At 66.0% G+C, this 23,583-nt stretch carries 18 protein-coding genes; 8 read left to right on the forward strand and 10 right to left on the reverse strand.

Features of this window, described 5'->3' with window-relative positions:
- The first annotated feature begins 73 nt into the window (after positions 1-73).
- The 4 genes from mfd (at position 74) to mscL (ending at position 6,626) form a co-directional block, all read left to right on the forward strand.
- On the forward strand, positions 74-3,553 hold the full coding sequence (gene mfd, locus HDG37_RS01725) for a transcription-repair coupling factor (protein WP_184043827.1): 3,480 nt from the start codon (positions 74-76) through the stop codon (positions 3,551-3,553).
- A gap of 170 nt (positions 3,554-3,723) precedes the next feature.
- Positions 3,724-4,956, forward strand: a complete 1,233-nt coding sequence (gene argE / locus HDG37_RS01730; RefSeq protein WP_184043829.1) for an acetylornithine deacetylase — start codon at positions 3,724-3,726, stop codon at positions 4,954-4,956.
- Between the two features lie 89 nt (positions 4,957-5,045).
- A complete protein-coding gene (locus tag HDG37_RS01735; RefSeq protein ID WP_090804696.1) occupies positions 5,046-6,080 on the forward strand; it encodes a threonine/serine dehydratase in 1,035 nt (344 codons plus the stop codon).
- Between the two features lie 99 nt (positions 6,081-6,179).
- Complete coding sequence (gene mscL / locus HDG37_RS01740; protein ID WP_184043831.1) at positions 6,180-6,626, forward strand: large conductance mechanosensitive channel protein MscL; 447 nt, start codon at positions 6,180-6,182, stop codon at positions 6,624-6,626.
- A gap of 123 nt (positions 6,627-6,749) precedes the next feature.
- On the opposite strand, the gene HDG37_RS01745 is transcribed toward mscL, so the two are convergent.
- From HDG37_RS01745 to HDG37_RS01760, 4 genes are all read right to left on the reverse strand, one after another.
- Positions 6,750-8,723: a response regulator gene (locus tag HDG37_RS01745; RefSeq protein WP_184043834.1), complete on the reverse strand. Its 1,974-nt coding sequence runs from the start codon at positions 8,721-8,723 to the stop codon at positions 6,750-6,752.
- Between the two features lie 59 nt (positions 8,724-8,782).
- A complete protein-coding gene (locus tag HDG37_RS01750; RefSeq protein WP_184043836.1) occupies positions 8,783-9,274 on the reverse strand; it encodes a response regulator in 492 nt (163 codons plus the stop codon).
- Positions 9,275-9,340: 66 nt separating this feature from the next.
- Positions 9,341-10,951, reverse strand: coding sequence for an ATP-binding protein (locus HDG37_RS01755; RefSeq protein ID WP_184043838.1), 1,611 nt, complete (start codon positions 10,949-10,951; stop codon positions 9,341-9,343).
- A complete protein-coding gene (locus HDG37_RS01760; RefSeq protein ID WP_184043840.1) occupies positions 10,948-11,268 on the reverse strand; it encodes a hypothetical protein in 321 nt (106 codons plus the stop codon). The genes HDG37_RS01755 and HDG37_RS01760 overlap by 4 nt, the downstream gene beginning before the upstream one ends.
- 68 nt (positions 11,269-11,336) lie before the next feature.
- Here HDG37_RS01760 and HDG37_RS01765 point away from each other — a divergent pair, with 68 nt between their 5' ends.
- A complete protein-coding gene (locus tag HDG37_RS01765; RefSeq protein WP_184033415.1) occupies positions 11,337-11,828 on the forward strand; it encodes a hypothetical protein in 492 nt (163 codons plus the stop codon).
- Positions 11,829-11,977: 149 nt separating this feature from the next.
- Here the strand turns inward: HDG37_RS01765 and HDG37_RS01770 are convergent, their stop codons facing one another.
- Entirely contained in the window at positions 11,978-14,461 is a 2,484-nt protein-coding gene (locus tag HDG37_RS01770; protein ID WP_184043842.1) for an AsmA family protein, read from the reverse strand.
- 170 nt (positions 14,462-14,631) lie between these two features.
- Between HDG37_RS01770 and HDG37_RS01775 the strand changes: the two genes are divergently transcribed.
- Both HDG37_RS01775 and HDG37_RS01780 read left to right on the forward strand, forming a co-directional pair.
- The gene (locus HDG37_RS01775) at positions 14,632-15,372 is read left to right on the forward strand and encodes an ATP-binding cassette domain-containing protein (RefSeq protein ID WP_184043844.1); all 741 of its coding nucleotides are present in this window, start codon (positions 14,632-14,634) and stop codon (positions 15,370-15,372) included.
- Positions 15,369-16,175, forward strand: coding sequence for an ABC transporter permease (locus HDG37_RS01780; protein WP_184033402.1), 807 nt, complete (start codon positions 15,369-15,371; stop codon positions 16,173-16,175). The genes HDG37_RS01775 and HDG37_RS01780 overlap by 4 nt, the downstream gene beginning before the upstream one ends.
- A 49-nt stretch (positions 16,176-16,224) precedes the next feature.
- Here HDG37_RS01780 and HDG37_RS01785 read toward each other — a convergent pair whose 3' ends face one another.
- Positions 16,225-16,773: a DUF6013 family protein gene (locus HDG37_RS01785; RefSeq protein ID WP_184043846.1), complete on the reverse strand. Its 549-nt coding sequence runs from the start codon at positions 16,771-16,773 to the stop codon at positions 16,225-16,227.
- A gap of 233 nt (positions 16,774-17,006) precedes the next feature.
- Positions 17,007-18,023, reverse strand: a complete 1,017-nt coding sequence (locus HDG37_RS01790) for a zinc-binding alcohol dehydrogenase family protein (RefSeq protein WP_184043848.1) — start codon at positions 18,021-18,023, stop codon at positions 17,007-17,009.
- 112 nt (positions 18,024-18,135) lie between these two features.
- Here HDG37_RS01790 and HDG37_RS01795 point away from each other — a divergent pair, with 112 nt between their 5' ends.
- The gene (locus HDG37_RS01795; protein ID WP_184043849.1) at positions 18,136-19,104 is read left to right on the forward strand and encodes a LysR family transcriptional regulator; all 969 of its coding nucleotides are present in this window, start codon (positions 18,136-18,138) and stop codon (positions 19,102-19,104) included.
- Positions 19,105-19,126: 22 nt separating this feature from the next.
- Here the strand turns inward: HDG37_RS01795 and HDG37_RS01800 are convergent, their stop codons facing one another.
- The 3 genes from HDG37_RS01800 to HDG37_RS01810 all read right to left on the reverse strand — a co-directional run bounded on the left by HDG37_RS01800 (position 19,127) and on the right by HDG37_RS01810 (position 23,401).
- Complete coding sequence (locus tag HDG37_RS01800) at positions 19,127-19,429, reverse strand: hypothetical protein (protein ID WP_184033394.1); 303 nt, start codon at positions 19,427-19,429, stop codon at positions 19,127-19,129.
- Positions 19,430-19,516: 87 nt separating this feature from the next.
- Positions 19,517-22,333: a DNA ligase D gene (gene ligD, locus HDG37_RS01805; protein WP_184043851.1), complete on the reverse strand. Its 2,817-nt coding sequence runs from the start codon at positions 22,331-22,333 to the stop codon at positions 19,517-19,519.
- Positions 22,334-22,381: 48 nt separating this feature from the next.
- Positions 22,382-23,401 carry a Ku protein gene (locus HDG37_RS01810; protein ID WP_184043853.1) on the reverse strand — a complete coding sequence of 340 codons (1,020 nt, stop codon included), beginning with the start codon at positions 23,399-23,401 and terminating at the stop codon, positions 22,382-22,384.
- Positions 23,402-23,583: the final 182 nt, after the last annotated feature.

Here is a 23,583-nt window from a genome sequence, read left to right on the forward strand (position 1 = left end):
CCTTCGCATCCACGCCCGTACACGCGTAAACTTGGCCGTCGCGTGAGCCCCGAGCCGCCCCTTTTTCTCCTTTATGCCAGACATCGCCGCATCCTCGCAGTCCTCCCCGCCCGTCGCGCTCGTCAAGGCCGGCCAGCGTTTCGCCTTCGACGGCACGCGCGGTTCGTCCGACGCGCTGCTGATCGCCCGCTACCATCTCGCGTATCGCGAGAAGATGCCGCTGCTTGCGGTGGTCTGCGAAAGCGCGCTCGACGCGCAGCGGCTGTCGCAGGAAATCGGCTTCTTCGCGCCGGACGCGCGCGTGCGCCTCCTGCCCGACTGGGAGACGCTGCCTTACGACACGTTTTCGCCGCACCAGGACCTCGTCTCCGAGCGTCTCGCGACGCTGCACGACCTCGGCGAAGGCCGCTGCGACATCCTGCTCGTGCCGGCCACGACGGCCTTGTACCGGATGCCGCCCGCGTCGTTTCTGGCCGCCTACACGTTCTCGTTCTCGCAAGGCGAGCGGCTCGACGAAGCGAAGCTGAAGGCGCAGCTGACGCTCGCCGGCTACGAGCACGTGAGCCAGGTGGTGCGTCCCGGCGAATATTGCGTACGCGGCTCGCTGCTCGATCTGTTCCCGATGGGCTCGCCGCTGCCCTACCGGATCGACCTGTTCGACGACCAGGTCGACTCGATCCGCGCGTTCGACCCCGACACGCAGCGCAGCCTCTATCCGGTCAAGGACGTGCGCCTGCTGCCGGGCCGCGAATTCCCGTTCGACGAGGCCGCGCGCACCGCATTCCGCAGCCGCTGGCGCGAGACTTTCGAGGGCGATCCGAGCCGCGCGTCGATCTATAAAGACATCGGCAACGGCGTGCCGTCGGCGGGTATCGAATACTATCTGCCGCTGTTCTTCGAGGAGACGGCCACCCTCTTCCATTACCTGCCCGACGGTTCGCAACTCGCGTTCGTCGGCGATCTGGACGCGGCGATCCGGCGCTTCACCAACGACACGAAGCAGCGCTTCAATTTCCTGTCGCACGACCGCGACCGGCCGATTCTCGAACCGCAGAAGCTGTTCCTGTCGGACGAGGATTTCTTCACGTTCGCGAAACCGTTCGCACGGCTCGTGCTGCCCACCAACGGCGACGGCGCCTGGTCGATCGCGCTGCCGAACCTCGCGATCGATCGTCACGCCGACGATCCCGTCTCGGCGCTGCGCGCGTATCTGAGCACGACGCCGAACCGGGTGCTGTTCGCCGCCGAATCGGCGGGCCGCCGCGAGACGTTGCTGCAACTGCTCGCCGACAACCAGCTGAAGCCCGCCTCGGCCGACAGCTTCGCCGACTGGCTCAAGAGCGACGCGCATTTCTCGCTCGGCGTCGCGCCGCTCGCGAACGGCTTCGCGCTGCCGGGCGACGGCATCGCGATCATCACCGAAACCGAGCTGTACGGGCCGCTCGCGCGTCGCGCGGGACGCCGCCGCCAGGAACAGGCGAGCAACGTCGATTCGATGGTGCGCGATCTGTCCGAGCTGAAGCTCGGCGACCCGGTCGTGCATTCGCAGCACGGTATCGGCCGCTATATGGGTCTCGTGACGATGGATCTCGGCGAAGGCGAAACCGAGTTCCTGCACCTCGAATACGCGGGCGACAGCAAGCTCTACGTGCCGGTCGCGCAATTGCACGTGATCTCGCGCTATAGCGGCGCCGATCCGGAAAGCGCGCCGCTGCATTCGCTCGGCTCGGGCCAATGGGAAAAGGCCAAGCGCAAGGCCGCGCAGCAGATCCGCGACACCGCCGCCGAGTTGCTCAACCTGTACGCCCGCCGTGCCGCCCGCGAGGGCCACGCGTTCGCGCTCGAACCGAAGGACTACGTGAAGTTCGCCGAAAGCTTCGGTTTCGAGGAAACGCCGGACCAGGCCGCCGCGATCGCGGCCGTGATCGGCGACATGACGAGCGGCAAGCCGATGGACCGGCTCGTGTGCGGCGACGTCGGCTTCGGCAAGACCGAGGTCGCATTGCGCGCGGCGTTCATCGCGGTGATGGGCGGCAAGCAGGTCGCGCTGTTGTCGCCGACCACGCTGCTCGCCGAGCAGCACACGCAAACCTTCAGCGACCGCTTCTCCGACTGGCCGGTGCGCATCGCCGAGCTGTCGCGCTTCAAGTCGACCAAAGAAGCCAACGCGTCGATCCGGCAGATCAACGAAGGCTCGGTCGACATCGTGATCGGCACGCACAAGCTGCTGTCGTCGGACGTGCAGTTCAAGCGGCTCGGCCTCGTGATCATCGACGAGGAGCATCGCTTCGGCGTGCGTCAGAAGGAGGCGCTGAAAGCGCTGCGCGCGGAAGTCGACGTGCTGACGCTGACCGCGACGCCGATTCCCCGTACGCTCGGCATGGCGCTCGAAGGCCTGCGCGATTTTTCGGTGATCGCAACGGCGCCGCAAAAGCGCCTCGCGATCAAGACCTTCGTGCGGCGCGAGGAAGACAGCGTGATTCGCGAAGCAATGCTGCGCGAGTTGAAGCGCGGCGGCCAGGTCTACTTCCTGCACAACGAAGTCGAGACGATCCAGAATCGCCGGCAGATGCTCGAAGAGCTGGTGCCCGAAGCGCGCATCGCGGTCGCGCATGGACAGATGCACGAACGGGAACTGGAGCGGGTGATGCGCGACTTCGTCGCGCAACGCGCGAACGTGCTGCTGTGCACGACGATCATCGAAACCGGCATCGACGTGCCGAGCGCGAACACGATCCTGATCCACCGCTCCGACAAGTTCGGCCTCGCGCAATTGCACCAGCTGCGTGGCCGCGTCGGCCGCTCGCATCACCAGGCGTACTCGTATCTGCTCGTGCACGATCCGCAGGGGCTCACCAAACAGGCGCAACGGCGGCTCGAAGCGATCCAGCAGATGGAGGAACTCGGCTCGGGCTTCTATCTCGCGATGCACGACCTCGAAATTCGCGGCACCGGCGAGGTGCTCGGTGACAAGCAGTCGGGCGAGATTCACGAGATCGGCTTCCAGCTTTATACCGACATGCTCAACGACGCAGTGAGGGCGCTCAAGAACGGCAAGGAGCCAGACCTCACCGCGCCGCTCGCCGCGACCACCGAGATCAACCTGCATTCGCCGGCGATCCTGCCGTCGGACTATTGCGGCGACGTGCAGGAACGTCTGTCGCTGTACAAGCGCCTCGCGAACTGCGAACACAACGATTCGATCGACGCCATCCAGGAAGAGCTGATCGACCGCTTCGGCAAGCTGCCGCCGCAGGCGCATGCGCTGGTGGAGACGCATCGACTGCGGCTCGCCGCGAAGCCGCTCGGCATTTCGAAGATCGATGCCGGTGAAGCGGTGATCGGCCTGCAGTTCATCCCCAATCCGCCCGTCGACGCAATGCGGATCATCGAGATGGTGCAGAAGCACAAGCACATCAAGCTCGCGGGTCAGGACAAGCTGCGTATCGAAACGCGCAGCCCGGATCTCGCGGTGCGCGTCGCGACCGTCAAGGAGACCTTGCGCGCGCTCGGTTCGCCGAGCCGCGGCACGGCGGCGGCGCCGGCTCGCTGAGCGCGGCACGCTGGGCGCACAGGCTCGTGAAAACCGCAGAAAACGGGGGGACGTCCCCCGTTTTTTGCATCGATGCTGCACTGCGCCAACGCGAGCCCGGCTTTTTGGAGATCCTTACGAAAATGCAATTTGGGATATGATCGATAGACACGAAATGCTGGAGTCATGTCATGTCTCAAGTCGCTGAAACAGCGCAATCGTTGCAGTCGTCCGCCTCCTCCACGTCCCCCGCTTCTCCGATATCTCTGCCCTGGGTGACCCGTCTCGTGTCGATGGACACGGTGAGCCGCAATCCGAACCTCGGCCTGATCGAAACCGTGCGCGACGAGCTGCGCGCGGTCGGTATCGACGCGACGCTGACGCACGGCAAGGGCGGCAAATGGGCGAACCTGTTCGCGACCATTCCCGCGCACGACGGCGAAACGAACGGCGGCGTCGTGCTGTCGGGCCACACCGACGTCGTGCCGGTGGACGGCCAGCAATGGGACAGCGATCCGTTCAAGCCGGAGATTCGCGGTGACAAGCTCTATGGCCGCGGCACCTGCGACATGAAGGGCTTCATCGGCGCGGCGCTCGCGCTCGTGCCGGACATGCAGCGCACGAAGCTCGCGAAGCCGATCCACTTGGCGCTGTCGTTCGACGAGGAAGTGGGCTGCGTGGGCGCGCCGCTTCTGATCGCCGATCTGATGAAGCGCGGCGTGAAGCCGGACGGCTGCATCGTCGGCGAGCCGACCAGCATGCGCCCGATCATCGCGCACAAGGGCATCAACGCGTATCAGTGCTGCGTACGCGGCCAGGCCGCGCATTCGTCGCTGACGCCGAAGGGCTTGAACGCGATCGAGTACGCGGCTCGCCTGATCTGCTACATCCGCGACATGGCCGACCAGTTCCGCGCGCAAGACCCCTTCGACGAACTGTACGACGTGCCGTTCAGCACCGCGCAGACCAGCACGATCACGGGCGGCAACGCAATCAACACGGTGCCGGCCGAATGCCAGTTCCAGTTCGAGTTCCGCAATCTGCCGACGCTCGATCCCGAGCAGATCTTCGCGCGCATCGACAGCTACGCGCGCGAAACGCTGCTGCCGAAAATGCTGCGCGAGCATCCGTCGGCCGCGATCGAGATCACGAAGATCGCCGCGGCGCCCGGACTCGATTCGTCTGAACAGGCCGCGATCACGCAGCTCGTCCGCGCGCTGACGGCCGACCAGGACAAGCGCAAGGTCGCATACGGCACCGAGGCCGGCCTGTTTTCGAACGCGGGGATTCCGAGCATCGTTTGCGGCCCCGGCGACATCCAGCAGGCGCATAAGGCGAACGAATTCGTCGAGCTCGAGCAGCTCGTCGCGTGCGAGCGCTTCTTGCGCAAGTTCATCCACAGCATGTCGGTCGAGGCCGCTTAGCCCGTTTCGTTGCAGCGGCGCGCAGCCGCAGTGAACCTGCGCGCCGAGCCACGGGCCTCAGCGACTTCGACGACTCCGGAGCGACCGCCATGTCCAGCGCCATGCCGCAGCACACGGATCACACGATCGACGGTGAGCCGATCCCCACGCTCGACGACATCGCCGCGCAGCACTTCGCGTTGACGCCCTGGGTCGCGCGCACGCCGGTGTTCGACCGGCTCGACTTCTCGTCGCTGCGCGGCACCGTCGTCAATTTCAAGTTCGAGCTGCTGCAGGCGGGCGGCAGCTTCAAGGCACGCGGCGCCTTCACGAACCTGCTCGCGCTCGACGACGCGCAAAAGAGCGCGGGTGTCACCTGCGTGTCGGGCGGCAATCACGCGGTGGCAGTCGCCTATGCGGCGATGCGGCTCGGCGTCAGCGCCAAGGTCGTGCTGTTCAGCGCGGCGAATCCGGCCCGCGTTGCGTTGTGCCGCGAGTACGGCGCCGACATCGTCTATGCGGAAGATCTCGCCGAAGCGTTCGAACTGGTGCGCCGCGTCGAGGCCGAGGAAGGCCGCTATTTCGTGCATCCGTTCAACGGCTATCGCACGGTGCTCGGCTCGGCGACGCTCGGCTACGAATGGGCCACGCAAACGCCCGACCTCGAAGCGGTGATCGTGCCGATCGGCGGCGGCGGACTCGCGGCCGGGGTCTCCACCGCGCTGCGGCTCGCGAATCCGAACGTGCACGTGTACGGCGTCGAACCCGAAGGCTCGGACGTGATGAGCAAGAGTTTTGCCGCCAACCATACGGTCAGAATGGGCCACATGCACAGCATCGCCGATTCGCTGATGTCGCCGCATACCGAGCAATACAGCTACGAGCTGTGCCGCCGCCATGTCGATCGGATCGTCACCGTGTCCGACGACCAGTTGCGCGAGGCGATGCTGATCCTGTTCAATCAGCTGAAGCTCGCGGTCGAGCCGGCTTGCGCGGCCGCCACGGCCGGATTGCTCGGACCGCTGCGCGAACAGTTGCAGGGCAAACGCGTGGGCGTGCTGCTGTGCGGCGCCAATATCGACCCGGTCAGTTTTGCCGCGCATCTGGAGCGCGCGCGCCATAGCGAGTCACAGTTTCCTCATTAGCGACGCGCAGCAGATGCGCTTGTTGCCTTGCGGCTAAAGCACTAGCCTATCCGCTTCAGGTTGGTATGATTCGGCTATTCACATGAGGGAGGTGTAGGTATGAGCATGATCCAGGAATTTAAAGAATTTGCCCTCAAAGGCAACGTGATGGATCTGGCGGTCGGTGTGATTATCGGCGGCGCGTTTTCCACCATTGTCAATTCCGTGGTTAAAGACCTGATCATGCCGGTTGTCGGGGTCGCTACCGGCGGCCTCGATTTCTCCAATATGTTCGTTCGCCTGGGCCATATTCCGGCCACTTACAAAGGCAACCCCGAATCGTATAAAGACCTGCAGACGGGTGGCGTGGCGGTGTTCGGTTACGGTTCGTTCATTACCGCGACGATCAACTTCATCATTCTCGCGTTCATCATCTTTCTGATGGTCAAGTTCATCAACAAACTGCGCAAGGAGCCGCAAGCCGCGCCGGCGGAGCCGCCGCCGCCGCCGGAAGACGTGCTGCTGCTGCGCGAGATCCGCGATTCGCTGAAGAACCAGCAGCGTTAATCGTCGAATCAAGCTCGGGTTGGACGGCCTGAGCCAGTGAAATCAAAAGGCCTGTTGCGATCGGCGTCGCGACAGGCCTTTGTGTTTTCACGCTGCCTTCAGCGCGCCGCGCTTTATCGAGCCTTACCCTTCCTGTTGCGCCTTCAATTGCGCCGCGCTTTCGATCATCGCTTCGAGCTGGCCGAAATTGACAGGCTTCGTCAGATGCGATGTAAAGCCCGCGCTCAAACAGCGGCGCACGTCCTCGTCGGTGCCGAAGCCGGTCAGCGCGACGGCTGGCACGTCGGAATGTTCGCGAAACGCCTTGACGAAATCAAGACCGGTGCCATCGGGCAATCCGACATCGCTGACAACCAGATCGAACCTGTGCAACTGCGTCGCGGCAAGCGCATCGTCGACGCGCCCGACCACCGTCACCTGATGACCCAAGCCGCGCATCAATTGGGCCATCACGTCGGCGGTGTCGGCATGGTCCTCGATCAGCAGCACGGACAGCGAACTCGCCGGCTGCACGTTGCTCGGCACGATGACCGGCGGCGCGGCGGCCCGCGCGGCGGCGGTCGGCAGCGTGATCGTGAAGGTCGCGCCGCAATGCGGACCGGGACTCTGCGCGGTCACAGTGCCGCCGTGCACGTCCGTCAAAGCCTTCGTGATCGCAAGACCGAGACCCAGGCCGCCGAACTGCCGCGTCGTGCTTTGGTCGCCCTGCTCGAACGCATTGAACAGCTTGCCGATCTGCTCCGGCTCGATGCCGATGCCGGTGTCTTCGACCGAGATCTGCACCTGCATGCGTTCGTCGCGTGTGCGCACATAGATATGGCCGCCGTCCGGCGTGAACTTCGCGGCATTGCGAATCAGGTTCCACAGCATCTGTTGCAGCCGCGCGCGATCGGCGAGCACGTAGTGATGCGTCGCCTGCTTCTCGACATGCACGTCCTGCTGCTTGACCTGGATTTCGCTGCGAAAGAGTTCAAGCACGCTGTCGATCACCTCGTGTACGTCGACGGTCTCCAGCGACAGCCGCAGCTTGCCGTTCGCGACGCGCGTCAGATCGAGCAGATCGTCGATCAGCCGCGCCTCCAGTTCGACGTTGCGGCGGATCATGCGCACGCTCGCACGCGCCTGCTCCGGCAGTTCCGGGATCATCTCGAGCACGCTCGCGCCCGCGAGCACCGGCGTGAGCGGTGTGCGCAATTCGTGCGACAGCATCGCGAGAAAACGGTCCTTCGCGCGATTCGCTTCTTCGGCGGCCTGGCGCGCGGCCTGCTCGGACTCGAGCAGTCGCTCGCGCTCCTCGATCGCCTCGCGCTGCGAGTGGATGTCGGTGCAGCTACCGAACCATTTGCTGACGTTGCCATCGGCATCGCGCATCGCGACCACGCGCACGTCGAACCAGCGGTACTCGCCGTCGTGGCGGCGAATCCGCATCTCGTGCCGATAGTCGCCGCTGCGGCTCGCGACGGCCTTCAGCCAGCTTTGCCGGATCTGCTCGCGATCGTCGGGATGCACGGCGTCGAGCCACGCGAGACCATGCGAGCCATGTTCGGGCAAGCCGGTGTAGTCGTACCACTGCTTCGACAGGAAGTCGCAATCGCCGGCCGCGTCGCAGGTCAGCACGAGATGCGGCAACGTCTCCGACAGCGTGCGGTAATGCAGCTCGCGATCGCGCAGCAGCAGCGCTTCGTCGGACGCGCGTTGCAGCCGCACCTGCGACAACACGCGCTCCACGGCCTCTGGCAGATAGTCGAGATAGTCGCCGGACTTCGGCACCACGTCGGACACACCCGCGCGCAGCGCTTCGATCACGCGCGACTCGTCGGTGAAGCCGGTCACGAGGATCGCCGGAATGCGCACGCCCTCCGCGCGCAGACGGCGGAAGAAATCGAGCCCGGTCTCCGGTCCGCTCAGTTGATAATCGAGCACGAGCAGATCGGGGGCGCGGCTCGCGAGCCGCTCGCGGGCCGCCTCGACGCCGGCGCAGATCGTCACCCGGCAGCCGGCGCGTTCGAGCGACTTGCGCGCGAGCCGCAAGATGCCCTCGTCGTCATCGACGACGAGCACATAGGCGGCATGCGGGGTGGACACTTCTTCGATCATGCAGGTGCTCTCCGGCTCGGTACGGTGCTCATCTTGTCATGAACGGCTTTCGGACAGCTTCAAGGCGGCGCGAGTCGATGCCCCGGCGGCAGTTTGACCACTTGCAGGAAAAAGCCGAGCCGGCGCACGGCCTCGATGAACGCATCGTATTCGACCGGCTTGCAGAGATAGACGTTGCAACCGAGTTCGTAGCAGCGCGCGATTTCGCGCGGATCGTCGGTCGTGGTCAGCACGATCACGGGCACGGCGGCGGTCTCGGGGGCTTCCTTCAGACGCCGCAACACCTCGAAGCCGTCGACGCGCGGCATCTTCAGATCGAGCAGCACGACGAAATTCGCCAGATTCTCGCGCGGCGGATAGGGCTGGCCGTCGGCGTCGGTCAACGGCTCAGCGGCCGCGGGGCCGAAGAAGTAATCGAGCGCCTGCTGGCCGTCGCGAAAGCGCACGAAGCCGTTCGAAATGCCGGCGCGGCGCAGATTCCGCTCGACGAGCGTCGCGTGGCCGTCGTCGTCTTCGATCAGAACGGTGCTGACCGCTTGCGCGTGATTCATAGGCTCTCCGTGCCAACGATTCGTCATCCATGCCGCCGCGAGAAGGGCAGCGACGGTGCGCCGCGCTCAGAGGCGCGCCGGCTGCTCGGGCAGCACCACGAAAAAGGTCGATCCGGTGCCTTCGGCCGATTCGACCCAGACGCGCCCGCCGTGCCGCTCGACCGCGCGCCGCACCACCGCGAGGCCGATCCCCTCGCCGCTTGCAACGTCCCCGTGCAGACGCTGGAACGCGCGAAACACCTTCGACAGATACACGGCCGGAATGCCGAGCCCATTATCGCGGACGTAATAGGTGCGCATACGGACCGCGCGCGGCTCGCTTTCGTCGACGGGTTCGGGCGCGAGCGCGCCGACCTCGATGCGCCCGCGGCGCGCCGGATCGAGGAAAGTCAGCGCATTGCCGATCAGGTTGCCGAAGATCTGCTCGACCGCCGCCGGATCGCCCCATGCGGGCGGCAGCTCGCGCACCGTGACGCTCGCGGCGCGCTGGTCGATCGTGCCTTGCAGCCCATCGACGACTCGCGCCACCGCGCGCTCGACGCTGACCCGCTGCCACTGATATTCGAGCCGTCCCGCGCGCGAGATGCGCAACAGCGCGTCGATGATCGCCGCCGCGCGCGCGACCGCGGTGCGCAAATAGTGCAACGACTCGCGCACGTCGCCATCGAGGATCTGCGTCATGCGCCGTGCTTCGTTCTCCGACAGACGAGCCTGTCCGACGAGCACGTCGAGTTCGTCGCACGACACGTGCAGCTCTTTCGAAAACCCCTGCAGATTGACGAGCGGCGAGCGCAGATCGTGCGACACGCTGTAGATGAACATCTCGTTGTCCTGCGTTTCCTGGCGCAATTCCTCATTGACGGCCGCCAGTTCGCGCGCGCGTGCTTCGAACTCCGTCTTCAGCGCCTCCTGCCCGGCTTCCGCCTCGCGCAGACGCGCATCGGTCTGATGTAGCACCGTGTCGAGCGCGGCGATTTCGTCGCTGCCCGACAACGGCGCCGCGAGCGGCCGGCCGCTGCCGAGCCGCTCGGCGTTATCGGTCAGCACTTCGAGGCGTTGGCCGATGCCGCGCGCGAACACGAAGGCGGTGACCGCCCAGATCAGCATCGAGCCGAACACCGCGGCAATGAGTGCGCGCTGCTGAAGCTCGCGCCGCTCGCCGAGCGCGCTCGAGCGCTCGACGTCGAGCTCCGACGCCGCCGCGCCGAACTGGGCCAACTCGTCGCGGAACACGGCGATCTGCTCCGGCAACTCGCCGGTTTCGAGCGCGATATAGGGGCGTAGACTGCGCCCCTCGTGCAACGCCTGCGAGATCGCGACACTCTGTTCGCGATACGCGTCGATCGCGCGCCGCATGCTGCGCACGCGCTCGGCCTGGACCGGCGTTTCGGCGACGAGCGCATCGAGCTTCGCGAGCCGGTCATTCAGGTCGACCCACACCGCATGGCGGTCGATCAGCGAGGCGCTGCCCGTCACCATCGCCGTGCGCACGCGCGCGGCCTGACGCAGCAGCGGATCGACGATGGCCGACGACTCGTAGAGGATCTGCTTGCTGTTGTCGACCCATCGCGCGGCCTGCGCGGTCCGCTCCTGGGTATCGAAGACGACCCCGAGCAGCGCGAGTTCGACCACGCTCGGTATCGCGATCAGCAGCAGACCTTTGGTGAATAGTTTCATGGTTCCGTCAGGGCGTTCAGGCTGTGGTTCAGGCTGTCACTCGAACGGCGGGGCTCGCGCTCACCCGTCGCGCCCTGCAAGGCGGGCGCCGCGCGGCTGGACGGGCCATTATCGACGTGAATCAGAGATATTTCAACGACGCGCCAGCAAGCGCTCGACCACACAAAAATGACTTTTTTATTGGGATGGGATGTTTTTTCCGCGCCGCCTGCGTCTATGATGGAGACAAGGTGTGCTGGGATGCGAATGCGCGCGGCGAGGCGGTTCGGCATGATTCGTGCGGGAGGCGGTGGGGCGATGCGGTAGCGTCGAATCATCGTGAATCCGGCCTTGTCGTATGCTATAAAACATCGACGTGCGGCGCGCGAAAGCCGGGAGTGGTCGCATGAGGACGCAGCGATTCTTGCAATTCTTTTTCAGGCGAATTTTTATGTCCTTCCCGAAAAAGCGTAGACGCGCGAAGGTGGACGGCGACGAGTCGTTCCTCGCGGTTCTGCGGCATTTCAAGCCGTTCGGTCAACTCGACACCAAGATTGCGCGGGCTCGCGCGCAGGACGAACCGGTGCTCTATGCACACGTGCTGCCCGGACTCGACGTGCTTCTATGCAGTGTGCGCGGCGCACAGCCGCCCTACCCCGCACCAGCCGAATTGCGGCGGCGCTGCCTCGAATCCATTACCAACGCGCTGGAGCAGCCGCTCGATGGTCTCGAGAACGGCGGCTACTGGTATGAGGCCGACGGCTTCGGCTTCCTCGTGTTCGCGAGCCGTGCGCGCGGCAAGATTCTGACGGAGTTCGGCGCGACACGAATCGGTACCCGGCGCGGCGTGCGTCGCCAGGATGCGTCGGGCGATGCAACACCACGTTCGCTCAGATAGGCCAATCGGGCACCCTGAAGTTCAGGGCTGCTGACAGGTCGTTCTCTTCGCTTCATCGAAACCCTGGCTCGACGGCAACCGCGCGCAGTTCCTCACGCGGCATCATGCCGTTGATTCGGCGATCGCATCATCGACGCGCTCGCCGCGCCTCAACTGCCCTTGTATTCGGCCGCGCTCGCCGGCGACTGCGTCGCGGGCTTACGATCCGCCGCGGCTGGCGACGACGCGCCGCCCGAAGACTTGTTGACCGGCGCGCCCTCGAGCGATATCGGCGCCTTCGGCTGCTGCTTGACGCCCGGCGGCGGCGCCTTCGGCATCTGCCGCGCTTGCGCGAGCAATCGCGCGCACGGCAGCGGCTTGTTGTTGCTCGGCGCGAGCAGCGGGATCAGCGCCGCGAACGGATTGATCAGCCCGAGCCCGACCGCCGCGCCGCCGCGCAACGCGAGCGCGGCCGCATTGACGCCGACGTGCGGATCCTTGAAGGTGCCCTTCACGTAAAGCGGCGAGCGCAGCGAAAAAACCCGAAAGCCCTTCGTATGCGGATGCACGCCCAGGTCCATCGTCTCGTCGCGCAGATTCACGTGACCGTCGATGTTGATCACCGCGTCGCCGGTGTCGAGCGCGAACACGCGCGCTTCGAGCACGCCGTCGGTCGCGACGAAATCGGCAGCCGCGCAATTGATCTTCACGTCGCTAGTGCCGAACAGCTTTTCATAGACGACGTTCGCGACGTTGAGCCCGGCCGCCTCCATCAGCAGACGGCTCACGGTGCCGTCGGTCACGAGCGCCTTCAACTCGCCGTTCGAAGTCGCCGCGAGCGCCGCCGGCGAATTACCGGTCGCGGACAGCGACGCATCGCCGTTGATCTCGCCGAGCGCGTTCTGCATCGTCTTGAAGTTCGGGAACAATTGCTTCAGCTTGACGTGCCGCGCGGACATCGCGAAGCGGCCCTTCAGCGGCGCCGCGCTGCCATCGAGATGAATGTCCGACGCGAGCGAGCCGCCCGCGACGCCGAACTTCAGCGGCACGAGCGACAGCACGCCGTCGGTCATCACGACGTGCGTGTACAGATCCGTGATCGGCAGGTTCGAGTTCTTGATGATGCGCCGGCCGGTGAACTTGACGTCGGCGTCGATCGCCTTCCAGCGCTCGGTGCGGAACTCCTCGACCGGCAGCGCGCGGTTGCCCGGCTGCGCGGCCGCGTCGCCGCGCCTCGCCTTGCTCGCGTTCGAATCGGCGCCGATCACCGGCGCGAGATCCGAGAACTGCAACAGATGCGACTCGAGTTCGCCCTGCAGCAGCGGACGTGGCTCGCGCCCGGTATAGGTCAACGAACCGTTCAGATCGCTGCCCCCGACCCGGCCTGTGAAGTTTTCATACGTGAACACGTTGCCGCTCGCTTTGAACTGACCGATCAGACGCCCCTCGGTCGCGTACGGCGGGGTCTCGGGCAAGGTCACGCCGGTCAGCGAATACAGGCGCGCCAGGCTGTTGCCCTGCAGCCAGAGACGCAGATCGAGCGCCGCGAGATGCGCCGGATCGGTGAGCGTGCCGACGAAGGCGATATGCAGATCGCCGGCTTTGACATCGGCCTGCACCGGGAACGGCCGGTTCGCGTCTTGCAGCGCGAGCACGCCGCCGAGCTTGCCGCTGCCCGACACCGGCGTGCGGTTGTAGGTGCCCTTGACGGTCCAGCCGATCGCATAAAGCGGCGTCGCGCGCCTGGCGCCAGGCGAGGTGCCGCTCGCCCCCGAGACAGCCGCGGCCGGGCTGGCGCTCCCGCTGGTGGTTTCGGCTGGGGCGGCGGCGCCGCTCGCCGCGAGCACGCCGGAACTCGCGGCCACGCCCGACGTTGCGGATGCGCCCGATGCGCCCGACGCCTGCGCCGCCGCTTCATAAGCCGCCGCTGCGGAAGCCGCCTTCGCCTCCGAGGCCGCCTGTGCCTCGGCCTGCGCGGCGAGTTGGCGCGCGCCCGCCCGGCCGACGGCCTGAGCCGACGCGCTGCGCGAGGCCGCTTCCTGCTGCTTCAGCGCGTCGCCGATCGGGATCGGCTGCCCGAGCGTATCGACGACCATCTGCACCTCGACCTTCTTCTGCTGATCCGACAGCGCGATGTTGCCCTTCGCGAACGCGATATCGTGCAGATCGAGCTTCCACTCGGTGGGTCCGCTCGACGACGGCAGCTTGAAGGTCCAGTTCTTGCGCCCGTCGACAAGACGTTCCAGATCGACCGACGGATTCACGAGGTTGATCGCCGGAATCACGATGTCGTGCGCGAGCAGCGGCAGCACCTCGACCTCGAAGTCGATTTCGTCGAGCGTCGCGAACTGCGGCTGTTTGGTCCAGTCGGGATTGCCGATCGTGATGTTGGCCGCCGAAAAGCGCGGCCAGGGCACCCAGCCGCGCCAGCCGGTCTCGCCGACCGCATGACGCCAGCCCACCTTCAGGTCGCCGTTGATCGCAAACGGCCGGCCGATCGCCTGGCTGACCTTGTCGTCGATGTAAGGCCGCGCGCGGTTCCAGTCGAAGCTCAGGATGAAGATGACGAGCGCGACGATCAGGATCACGAGCGCCGCCAGCAGCCATGCAAAGACTTTTCCGACCCGTCGTCCGGTGCCGCTCGACCCTGCCATTGAAAAGCTCCGCGTGTTGTTCCACGTTGTGCACCGTGCAGCAGTTATCGTACCTGGCGCGCGAGCATGAATCGCCGCGTTGGTCGTGCGCTGTTGCGCCTCGTCGTTTTATCATGGCGCACGCTTTACCGACAGCCCCACCGGCACACCCTCCCCACGACGTTCCAACCATGACCGATGTTCCCTTCGTCCTCGCCGACGGCATCGTACGGCGCGATGCGCAGCGCGGCCAGACGCTGTTGCAGCCGACCACCTTCGCCCTGCGCGCCGGCGAGCGCGTCGCGATTACCGGACCGTCCGGCTCCGGCAAGAGCGTGTTTCTGCGCGCGCTCGCGCTGCTCGATCCGGTCGATGCGGGGCGCATCCTGTGGCATGGCGCGCCGCTCGAGCGTGCGCGGATTCCGCGCTACCGGCGCGCAATCGCGTATATCCGGCAGCGGCCCGCGCTCATCGACGGCAGCGTCGAAGACAATCTGCGCTATCCGTTTGAGCTGCGGGCATATCGCGACGCGCGCTTCGATCGCGCGTGCGCGGCCAGGCTCGCAATGCAGGCCGGCCGCGGCGAGGACTTTCTCGGCAAGCGCGCAAGCGAATTATCGGGCGGCGAAGCGCAGATCGCCGCGCTGATCCGCGTGCTGCAACTCGCGCCCGAAGTGCTGCTGCTCGACGAGCCGACCGCCTCGCTCGATCCGGCGTCGTCGCGCGCGATCGAAGCGCTCGTGCAGGCGTGGTTCGACGCCGCGCCGGGCGCTCACGCATCGATGTGGGTGTCGCACGATGTCGAGCAGGCGGCACGCATGAGCGAACGGCATCTCACGATGCGCGCCGGCGTACTGGCCGAACACACTCCCGTGCGGCGCGATGCGGACCAACGCGCTCCCGCGGACCAGCGTCGGGAGCCCCGCCAATGAGCCTGCAGAATCTGAGCTTGTGGGACGTCGCGATCGCGACGCTGCTGATCGTCGTGAATGGCGCGGTGTCGGTCGCGCTGAAGCTCGATCTCGAGCGCAAGCTCGCATGGGCGGCGGTGCGCACCGTGGTCCAGTTGCTCGCGATCGGCTATGTGCTCGGCTGGGTGTTCAGTTTCGCTCGCTGGTACGTGGTGCTGCCGCTGATGATCGTGATGACGCTGATCGCCGGTTTCGCCGGCGCGCAGCGCGGCAGCCACACCTATGCCGGACAACGCGCCGACAGCGTGCTGTCGATCTGGGTCAGCTCGTGGCTCGTGGCCGCGGTGGGACTGTTCGTCGTGATCCGCATCCATCCGTGGTACGCGCCGCAATATGCGATTCCGATTCTCGGCATGATCCTCGGCAACACGCTGACCGGTGTATCGCTCGGCATCGAGCGGATGACCGAGGAGCTGACCGCGCGGCGCGACCGCGTCGACATGGCGCTCGCGCTCGGCGCGACACGCTGGGAGGCCGCGCAGGCGCCGGCGCGCCAGGCGGTGCGCGCGGGCATGATGCCGACGTTGAACCAGATGGCGGTGGTCGGCGTTGTCAGTTTGCCGGGCATGATGACCGGTCAGGTGCTGGCCGGGCAGTCGCCATTGCAGGCGGTGCGCTATCAGATCGTCATCATGTTTCTGATCGCGGCGGCGTCGGCGCTGGGGACCGTGGGCGCGGTGCTGCTCACGTACCGGCGGCTCTTTTCGGCCGAGCATCAGTTCTTGCCGACGCGGCTCGTCGAGCGTGAGACACGCAAAGGATGACGCACAAGGATGACGCGCTAGCGCGTGCTACGGTCGCACGCTCGAACCTTCAACGCTTCGCGGTGACGGCGATCTCCGTGCCGTCGGTCAGCGTCAGCGTTTTCGTCGTGCCGTTGACCGGCATCGTGAAACGCACGATCTGACTCACGCGCACATCGTTCGGACACTTGAGCGTCTTGCCGCCGCTCGTCACGGTTTTCACGCCATGCGGCGTCTGCGCCTGGAAGCTCAGCTGGACGGCCGCGATGCCGTCGCTCGACACCACCGGCGAGAAGCGGATCTGCGTCTGGCGGATCATCGCGCCATTCTCGTCGACCGGCAGCGACGCATAGTCCGGGCATGCGTCCGTCGCGGCCACCGGACCGCCGGGCGGCACGGTCTTCCACGTGAAGTCGTCCGATTCGCCCGAGCGGATCGTGCGGGTCTCGTGGGAATTGCCGAACTGTTTCGACGTGACGCGAACTGTGTAGCGGATCGGACCGTCGAGCGCGGCCTTGTTGGTCACCGTGATCGGCGTGGCTGCGCGAGCAGCCGGCACGAGCGCGCAGGCGAGAGAAGCGACAACGGAAACGGCGGAGAGTTTGAAGCTGAAGCTCATACTGTCACCTCCTTGTTGTGCCGCTGCGCGCTCGCGTCGACGCGACTGCCTGTGCACTGTTCACGCACTGCCGAGGGCCGGCCGGTTCATACCGGCTGGCCTCGCCGCAAGACACGCAACCGTTTTGGCATGCTGCGTCGTCAGTCTAACGCCAAGCGCGCTGCCGCGCGTGTCGTGTCGGCCCGGGTGTTAACCCGCTTGCGGCGACGCGCTTTCTGCGCGTCGATTTCATCTCAGAAGCCGGTCAGCACCAGCTTGCCGATCGCGTGTCCTGCTTCGAGCAACCCATGCGCGCGACGCAGATTCTCCGCGTTGATGCGGCCGAGGTCCTGGCCGAGCGTCGTGCGCAACGTGCCCGCATCGACGAGCCGCGCGACCTCGGTCAGCAGCTTGTGCTGCTCGATCATGTCGGTCGTGCCGAACATCGAGCGGGTGAACATGAACTCCCAGTGAAACGCGGCGCTCTTCGCCTTCAGCAATTCGACGGGCACGGCGGCGCTGTTCTCGACGATCGTGCAGATGCCGCCTTGCGGCTTGATCAGTTGCGCGGCGGCCGGAAAATTACGGTCGGTGTCGTTGAAGATCAGCACGTAGTCGACCTGCTCGATGCCGATCTCCTTCATCTGCGCGGGCACATCGCCGAAATGATCGACGACGTGATCCGCGCCGAGCTCCCGTGCCCATTTCGCCGATTCGGGCCGCGACGCGGTCGCGATCACCTGCAGCTTGCCGAGCTGCTTCGCGAGCTGGATGCCGATCGAGCCGACCCCGCCCGCCCCGCCGAAAATCAGCACCGTACGGCCTGCGTCGGCGCCCTGCGGCGATACGCCGAGGCGATCGAACAATGCTTCCCACGCAGTGATCGCGGTCAGCGGCAACGCGGCCGCGTGCGTGAAATCGAGCGACGCCGGCTTGTGTCCGACGATCCGTTCGTCCACCAGATGAAACTCGCTGTTGGCGCCCGGCCGGGTAATGCTGCCCGCATAGAACACCGGATCGCCGACCTTGAACAGCGTGACCTCGGGCCCGGCCGCGACGACGGTGCCGGCCGCATCCCAGCCGAGCACGCGCGGCGTCTTTTCGACGGCGTCTTTCGGCGCACGCACCTTGGCGTCGACCGGGTTCACGGAAATGGCTTCGACCTTGACCAGCAGATCGCGGCCGGTCGCTTCGGGTTTTGGGATCTCGACGTCGACGAGCGCTTCTGCGTGATCGATGGGCAGATAACGGTAGAGTCCGACGGCTTTCATGGCTGCTCCTTGTGGGTTCGGTTGATGTGCACGCATGACTCGTATCGTAGGATGGTTCTTATTCTGATAAAACAGTCATAATCACTGAAACATTTTTTGGTTTTTCAGAATAATGGACGATTCAAGCCCGGCCGGCCGGTCCGTGCCCAGCGAACGCGAACGGCTCGATCTGCTCGACGTCGCGTTGTTCGTGCGTGCCGCGCTGCTCGCCAACGTGTCGGCGGCCGGGCGCGAGTTCGGTTTGTCGGCGGCGGTCGCGAGCGCGCGGATCGCACAACTCGAAAAGATCCTCGGCGCGCGTTTGTTGCATCGGACCACGCGCCGCATCAGCCTCACCCAGGACGGTGAAGTGTTCATGACGCGCGCCGAGGCGCTGCTCGACGCGGCCGCGGCAGCGCGCGCATCGGTCGGCCGCGCGCAGGCCGCACCGCAGGGCCGGCTGCGCGTGTCGATGCCGTCGTCGTTCGGGCGTCAGCACGTGTCGCCAGTGATCAGCGAGTTTCTGCGCCGCTATCCGGGGGTCAGCGTCGATCTGCGCCTGACCGATCAGGTGGTCGATCTGGTCGACGCGGGAATCGATGTCGCGCTTCGCGTCGGCGTGCTGAAGGATTCGTCGCTGGTCGCGCGGCGGCTCGCGGTCAACCGCCGCGTGCTGTGCGCGGCCCCCGCCTATCTGGCCGCGCGCGGCACGCCGCATCATCCGTCGGATCTCGCGGGGCACGAGTGCATCATCCTGTCGGAGCAGCGCGACTGGCGCTTCGTGACGCCCGCCGGTCCCCTCGACGTGCGCGTGAGCGGCCGCCTCGTCACCGACAACGGCGAGGTGATTCGCGACGCGCTGCTCGCGGGCTTCGGCATCGCGCTGAAATCGACATGGGACGTGGCGCCCTATCTGCGCAGCGGCAAACTCGTCAGCGTGCTCGCCAGCTATCCTCTCGCGGACGACGTCGCGATCTGGGCCGTGTACCCAAGCCGCGCGTTCGTGCCGCCGAAAACGCTCGCCTTCATCGACTTCGTCGCCGCGCATTTCGGCGATCCGCCGTACTGGGATCGCGAGCCGGTTGGCCGGGCGGGCGCGTAGGCGCGATGCCCGCTACGCCGCGTCAGCGCTTGCCGACCTTTGCGCCGCCCTGCTTGCGATCCGAGTTCACATCGGCATGCGCGTCGTTCTGCGTGCGTTGCTGATACTCGCCGCCGCCGCGGCGGTCGGTATCCTGCTGCCCATGCTCGATGTCGTCATGCGCCTGCTTGCCGACATGGCGCGGCTCGTCCTCGTGCTGCGACTCGGGATGCTGGTCGGCTTCATGCGGCAGCGGCGCCGCGGCTTCCTGCAGCGACTTCGGATCCTTGTTCGCGTGCGGGTCGGCTTGCGGGTCGCCATCGGTCGATTGCGGCAGGGTCTTCATTGCATTGCTCCTTCGCGAAGCGCGTTCGCGCGCCAAGTACGCACGGCGCATTCGCGGGTTGGATTCAGCCACCCGGACGCGCGCTCATCACGCGACGTCCAGACGCTTTTTCATCGCCGCGGTGATGCGCTGACGCGTCTTTGCGTAGTCGGCCCACGGGTCGTTTCCGAGGCCGTCCACACGCTCGTGGACGTTGCGGATGCCCCATTGATCGCCGCTCGTCGTGCTCTCCAGTTCGTCCCACGCGAGCGGCACCGACACCCCGAGCCCCGGCCGCGCGCGCGCCGAGAATGCGGCCACCGTGCTCGAGCCACGGTTGTTGCGCAGATAGTCGATGAAAATCTTTTTCTTGCGATTCTGCGCGCCCATCTTGGCGCTGAAGTACTGCGGCAGCGTCGCCGCCATGTGCTGCGCGACCGCCTGCGAGAAATCCTTCACTTCGTCCCAGCCGGCCTGCTTCGCGAGCGGCACGACCACGTGCAAGCCCTTGCCGCCGCTCGTCTTGCAGAACGACTTCAGGCCCAGTTCGTCGAGCAGCGAGCGGGTCAGTTGCGCGGCCTCGACCATGCGTTCCCAGCCGAGCGACGGGTCCGGGTCGAGATCGAACACCATGCGATCTGGCTTTTCGATGTTCGACGCGACCGCATTCCACGTATGAAATTCGACGGTGCCCATCTGCGCGGCGCCGACCAGCGCGGCGAGCGTGTCGATCGTGATCAGCGGAGGATGGCCCGGATCGAGTCCCTCGTGCTGCGTGACGTGGGGAATCGACAGCTTCTGGCTGTGCTTCTGGAAGAACAGCTCACCGCCGATATCCTCGGGCGCGCGCACCAGCGCGACGGGCCGCTCGCGCAGATGCGGCAACATCCATTCGGCGATTGATTCGTAGTACTGCACCAGTTCGAGCTTGCTTACGCCGCTGCTCTTGTCGATCACGCGATCGGGATGCGAGATGCGCACGCCGGCGATTTCGCTCTGTGCACGCGAGCGTGTTGCCGTGGTTCGGGCGGGCGCGCTTTCCTTGGCGGCGGGCCTGGCGGCACTGGCGGTCTTGCTGGTTGCGCGCTTTTTCGGCGCGCCTGTTTGCGGCGTAGCGGCGGTGGCGGTTTCGGTTTGCTGTTGCACGTCGACTCCTTGTCGGGCGGTTTCCCTGACGATCTGGCGGGCCGGCTTGTCGTCGCGCAGGCTGACGAACGACGCCTGGCGCACGATGCCGTCGCCCGTCCATTCGGCGAAGTTGCATTCGGCAACGAGCACCGGCTCGACCCAATGCACGGGCGTGCGGCTGCGCTCGCGCGGCGTGCTCGCGAACGGCATGCGCTTGCTCGCGTGCGCGTCGAGCCCCTGTTTGACCGAGCGCAGCAGCGCGGCGTCGAAGCCGGTGCCGACGCGGCCTGCGTACTGCAGCCGGCCATCGGCGTCGTAGACGCCGAGCAGCAGCGCGCCGAACGCCGAGCGGCTGCCGCCCGGCTCCGAATAGCCGCCGATCACGAACTCCTGGCGGCGCCGGCACTTCAGCTTGATCCACGACGGCGAGCGGCCCGACACATAGCTGCTGTCACGCCGCTTGCCGATGATGCCTTCGAGCGCCATGTCGCACGCGCTCTTGAGCAGCTCGTCGGCGCTGAACGCGAAGTCGTTCGAAAAGCGCAGCACGCGATCGTCGACGCCTTCGAGCAGCGCCCGCAAAATCGCGCGGCGCTGTTCGAGCGGCACGTCGCGCAGGTCGTAGCCGTTCAGAAACGGCAGATCGAACAGATAGATCACGATGTCCTGCGGGCGATGCGCATCGAACGCGTTTTGCAGCAACTGGAAGTTCGGCACGTCGCGTTCATCGAGCACGACCGCCTCGCCGTCGAGCCACGCGCTTTGCACATCGAGTGCCGCGAGAGCCTCGATCTGCTTGCTGAACTTTGCGGTCCAATCGTTGCCGTTGCGCGTGAAAACGCTGACGGCACCGCCCTTCGCTTTCGACGCGTGGTCGATGCGCGCGAGCACGCGGTAGCCGTCGAACTTGATTTCGTAGAGCCAGTCATCGCCTGGCGGCGCGCTGTCGACGAGCGTCGCCAGCTCCGGCTTCAGGCTCGCGGGCAAGGCCGCTGCGACCGCGCCTTCGATCGATGGCGATGCGGCGAGTTCGCGTAGCGACTGCGCGCTGCGCGTCGCGACGATGTCGGGGCGTTTGGGATCGGCTGCGCGGCGCGAGGATGCGGATTTTGCCGGCTTGCCCGCGCTCGTGGCCTTGCCGTCGCGCGAGGTTTTCGTCTGCGCTTTCGATTGCTTCGTTTTCCTGCCTTTCGAAGCCCCGTCGGCCAGCAGGCTGCCCGGCAGCTTCTTCAGCACGTCGTAGTCGCTTTCGTCGCGCGCTTCCTCGTCGCGCTCCTTGATCAGCAGCCATTGCTCCTTGTCGCCGCTGCCGCGCATGTGGCTCCGCACGAGCGTCCAGCCGCCATGCAGCTTCTCGCCGTGCAAGTGAAACTTGAGCTTGCCGGCCGCGTACGACCGCGCGGCTTCGGCCGCGCCGCCCGCCGGCTCCCACGTGCCGCGATCCCACACGATCACGGTACCCGCGCCGTAGTTGCCGGGCGGAATCTCGCCCTCGAAGGTACCGTATTCGACCGGATGGTCCTCGACGTGCACCGCGAGCCGCTTGACCGCCGGGTCGAGGCTCGGCCCCTTCGGAACCGCCCACGACAGCAGCGCGCCGTTCAGTTCGAGCCGGAAGTCGTAGTGCAGACGCCGCGCGTCGTGCTCCTGGATCACGTAGGAGAGCGTATCGGGCGCGGCACGCGTCGCGCGCTTGCCGGTCTTGCTCGCGGCGCGCTTGCGGGTCGTCGCGCCGGCAGGCTCCGGCGTGTCCTCGAAGCGGCGCTTGCGATGATAGTGCTCGAGCCGGTCGTTCATGGCGATGACTCCGGTGCGCTTGGTGCCATAGGCGGCTCGGCCGCGCGCTCAGGCCGCCGCGCGCCGTTTGCGGGACGTTGCGGTGGTTTTCGACGTCGCGCGCCCGCTGCCGCCGCTGCCGCCGCTACCGCTGCGACTGCGCGCCGTGCTTGCCGCGCGCGGCTTTTTGCGCGCGGGCGCGGCCGCCTCTTCGTCGGACTCGGCCTCGCTATCGCTCTGATCCTCGTCCTCGTCGGCGGCGCGCTTGCGGCCCGTGGCGGCCTGCTTGCCCTTGCCGCGGCCAAGACTGCGGCGCAGCAGATCGGACAGGTCGAGAATGTCGGCGGACTTGCGCGACTCGTGCGGCGTTTCGACCTCGACGACCTCCTCGGTCTTGCCCGCCTGAATCTTGCGCTCGACGAGCGCCATGATGTCGTCGCGAAACGTATCGTGATACTGCATCGGGTCCCACGTCTCGCTCATGTCCTCGATCAGCTTTTTCGCCATGTCGAGTTCTTTCGCCGACACGCCGGCGGCCTTCATGCCTTCGGGCGGCACGTTGAATTCGTCGAAATTGCGCACCTCGTCGGCCCAGCGCAGTGTGTTCAGCGCGAGCATCGGACCGAGCGGAATCAGCGCCGCCAGATGCTGCTTGTTGTGCAGCACGACACTCGCGACGCCGATCTTGCCCGACGCCGTCATCGCCTCGCGCAACAGCGCATAGACTTTTTCACCCTTACGGTCGGGCGTCAGGAAGTACGGCGTATCGAGATAGAGAAACGAGATGTCGGGGGCGTCGACGAACGCGAGGATGTCGACCGTCTGCGTCGACTCGGGGTTCGCCGAGCGGATTTCGTCGTCCGACAGCACGACGTAGTGATCCTTCTCGTACTCGAAGCCGCGCACGATGTTGTCGCGGGTCACGTCCTTGCCGGTCCGCTTGTTGAACTGCTTGTAGCCGATCGGATCGATCGTGCGCTTGTCGAGCAGATTGAAGCCGACCTTCTCCGACTGCGTCGCCGGATAAAGCTGCACCGGTACGTGGACGAGCCCGAAACTGATTGCGCCCTTCCAGATCATGTGTGCCATCGCGCGCCCCCCTGTCCCATGGCCCTGAGATATCAGGCGAAGCAGCAAGCGTGCCCGCGTTTCGGCGCGCTCGACACTGCTGCCACGCGTAAAGCAGGAGCGGGTCGGCTCGGCGGCGTGCTGTCATGGGGTTGTAAGTCTTGCGACGAGGCGGCAAAACCTACGGTTTTCCTGGTGCGCGC

The sequence above is a fragment of the Paraburkholderia sp. MM5384-R2 genome, assembly GCF_014201025.1.
In the GTDB taxonomy this organism is placed as follows: Bacteria; Pseudomonadota; Gammaproteobacteria; order Burkholderiales; family Burkholderiaceae; genus Paraburkholderia; species Paraburkholderia tuberum.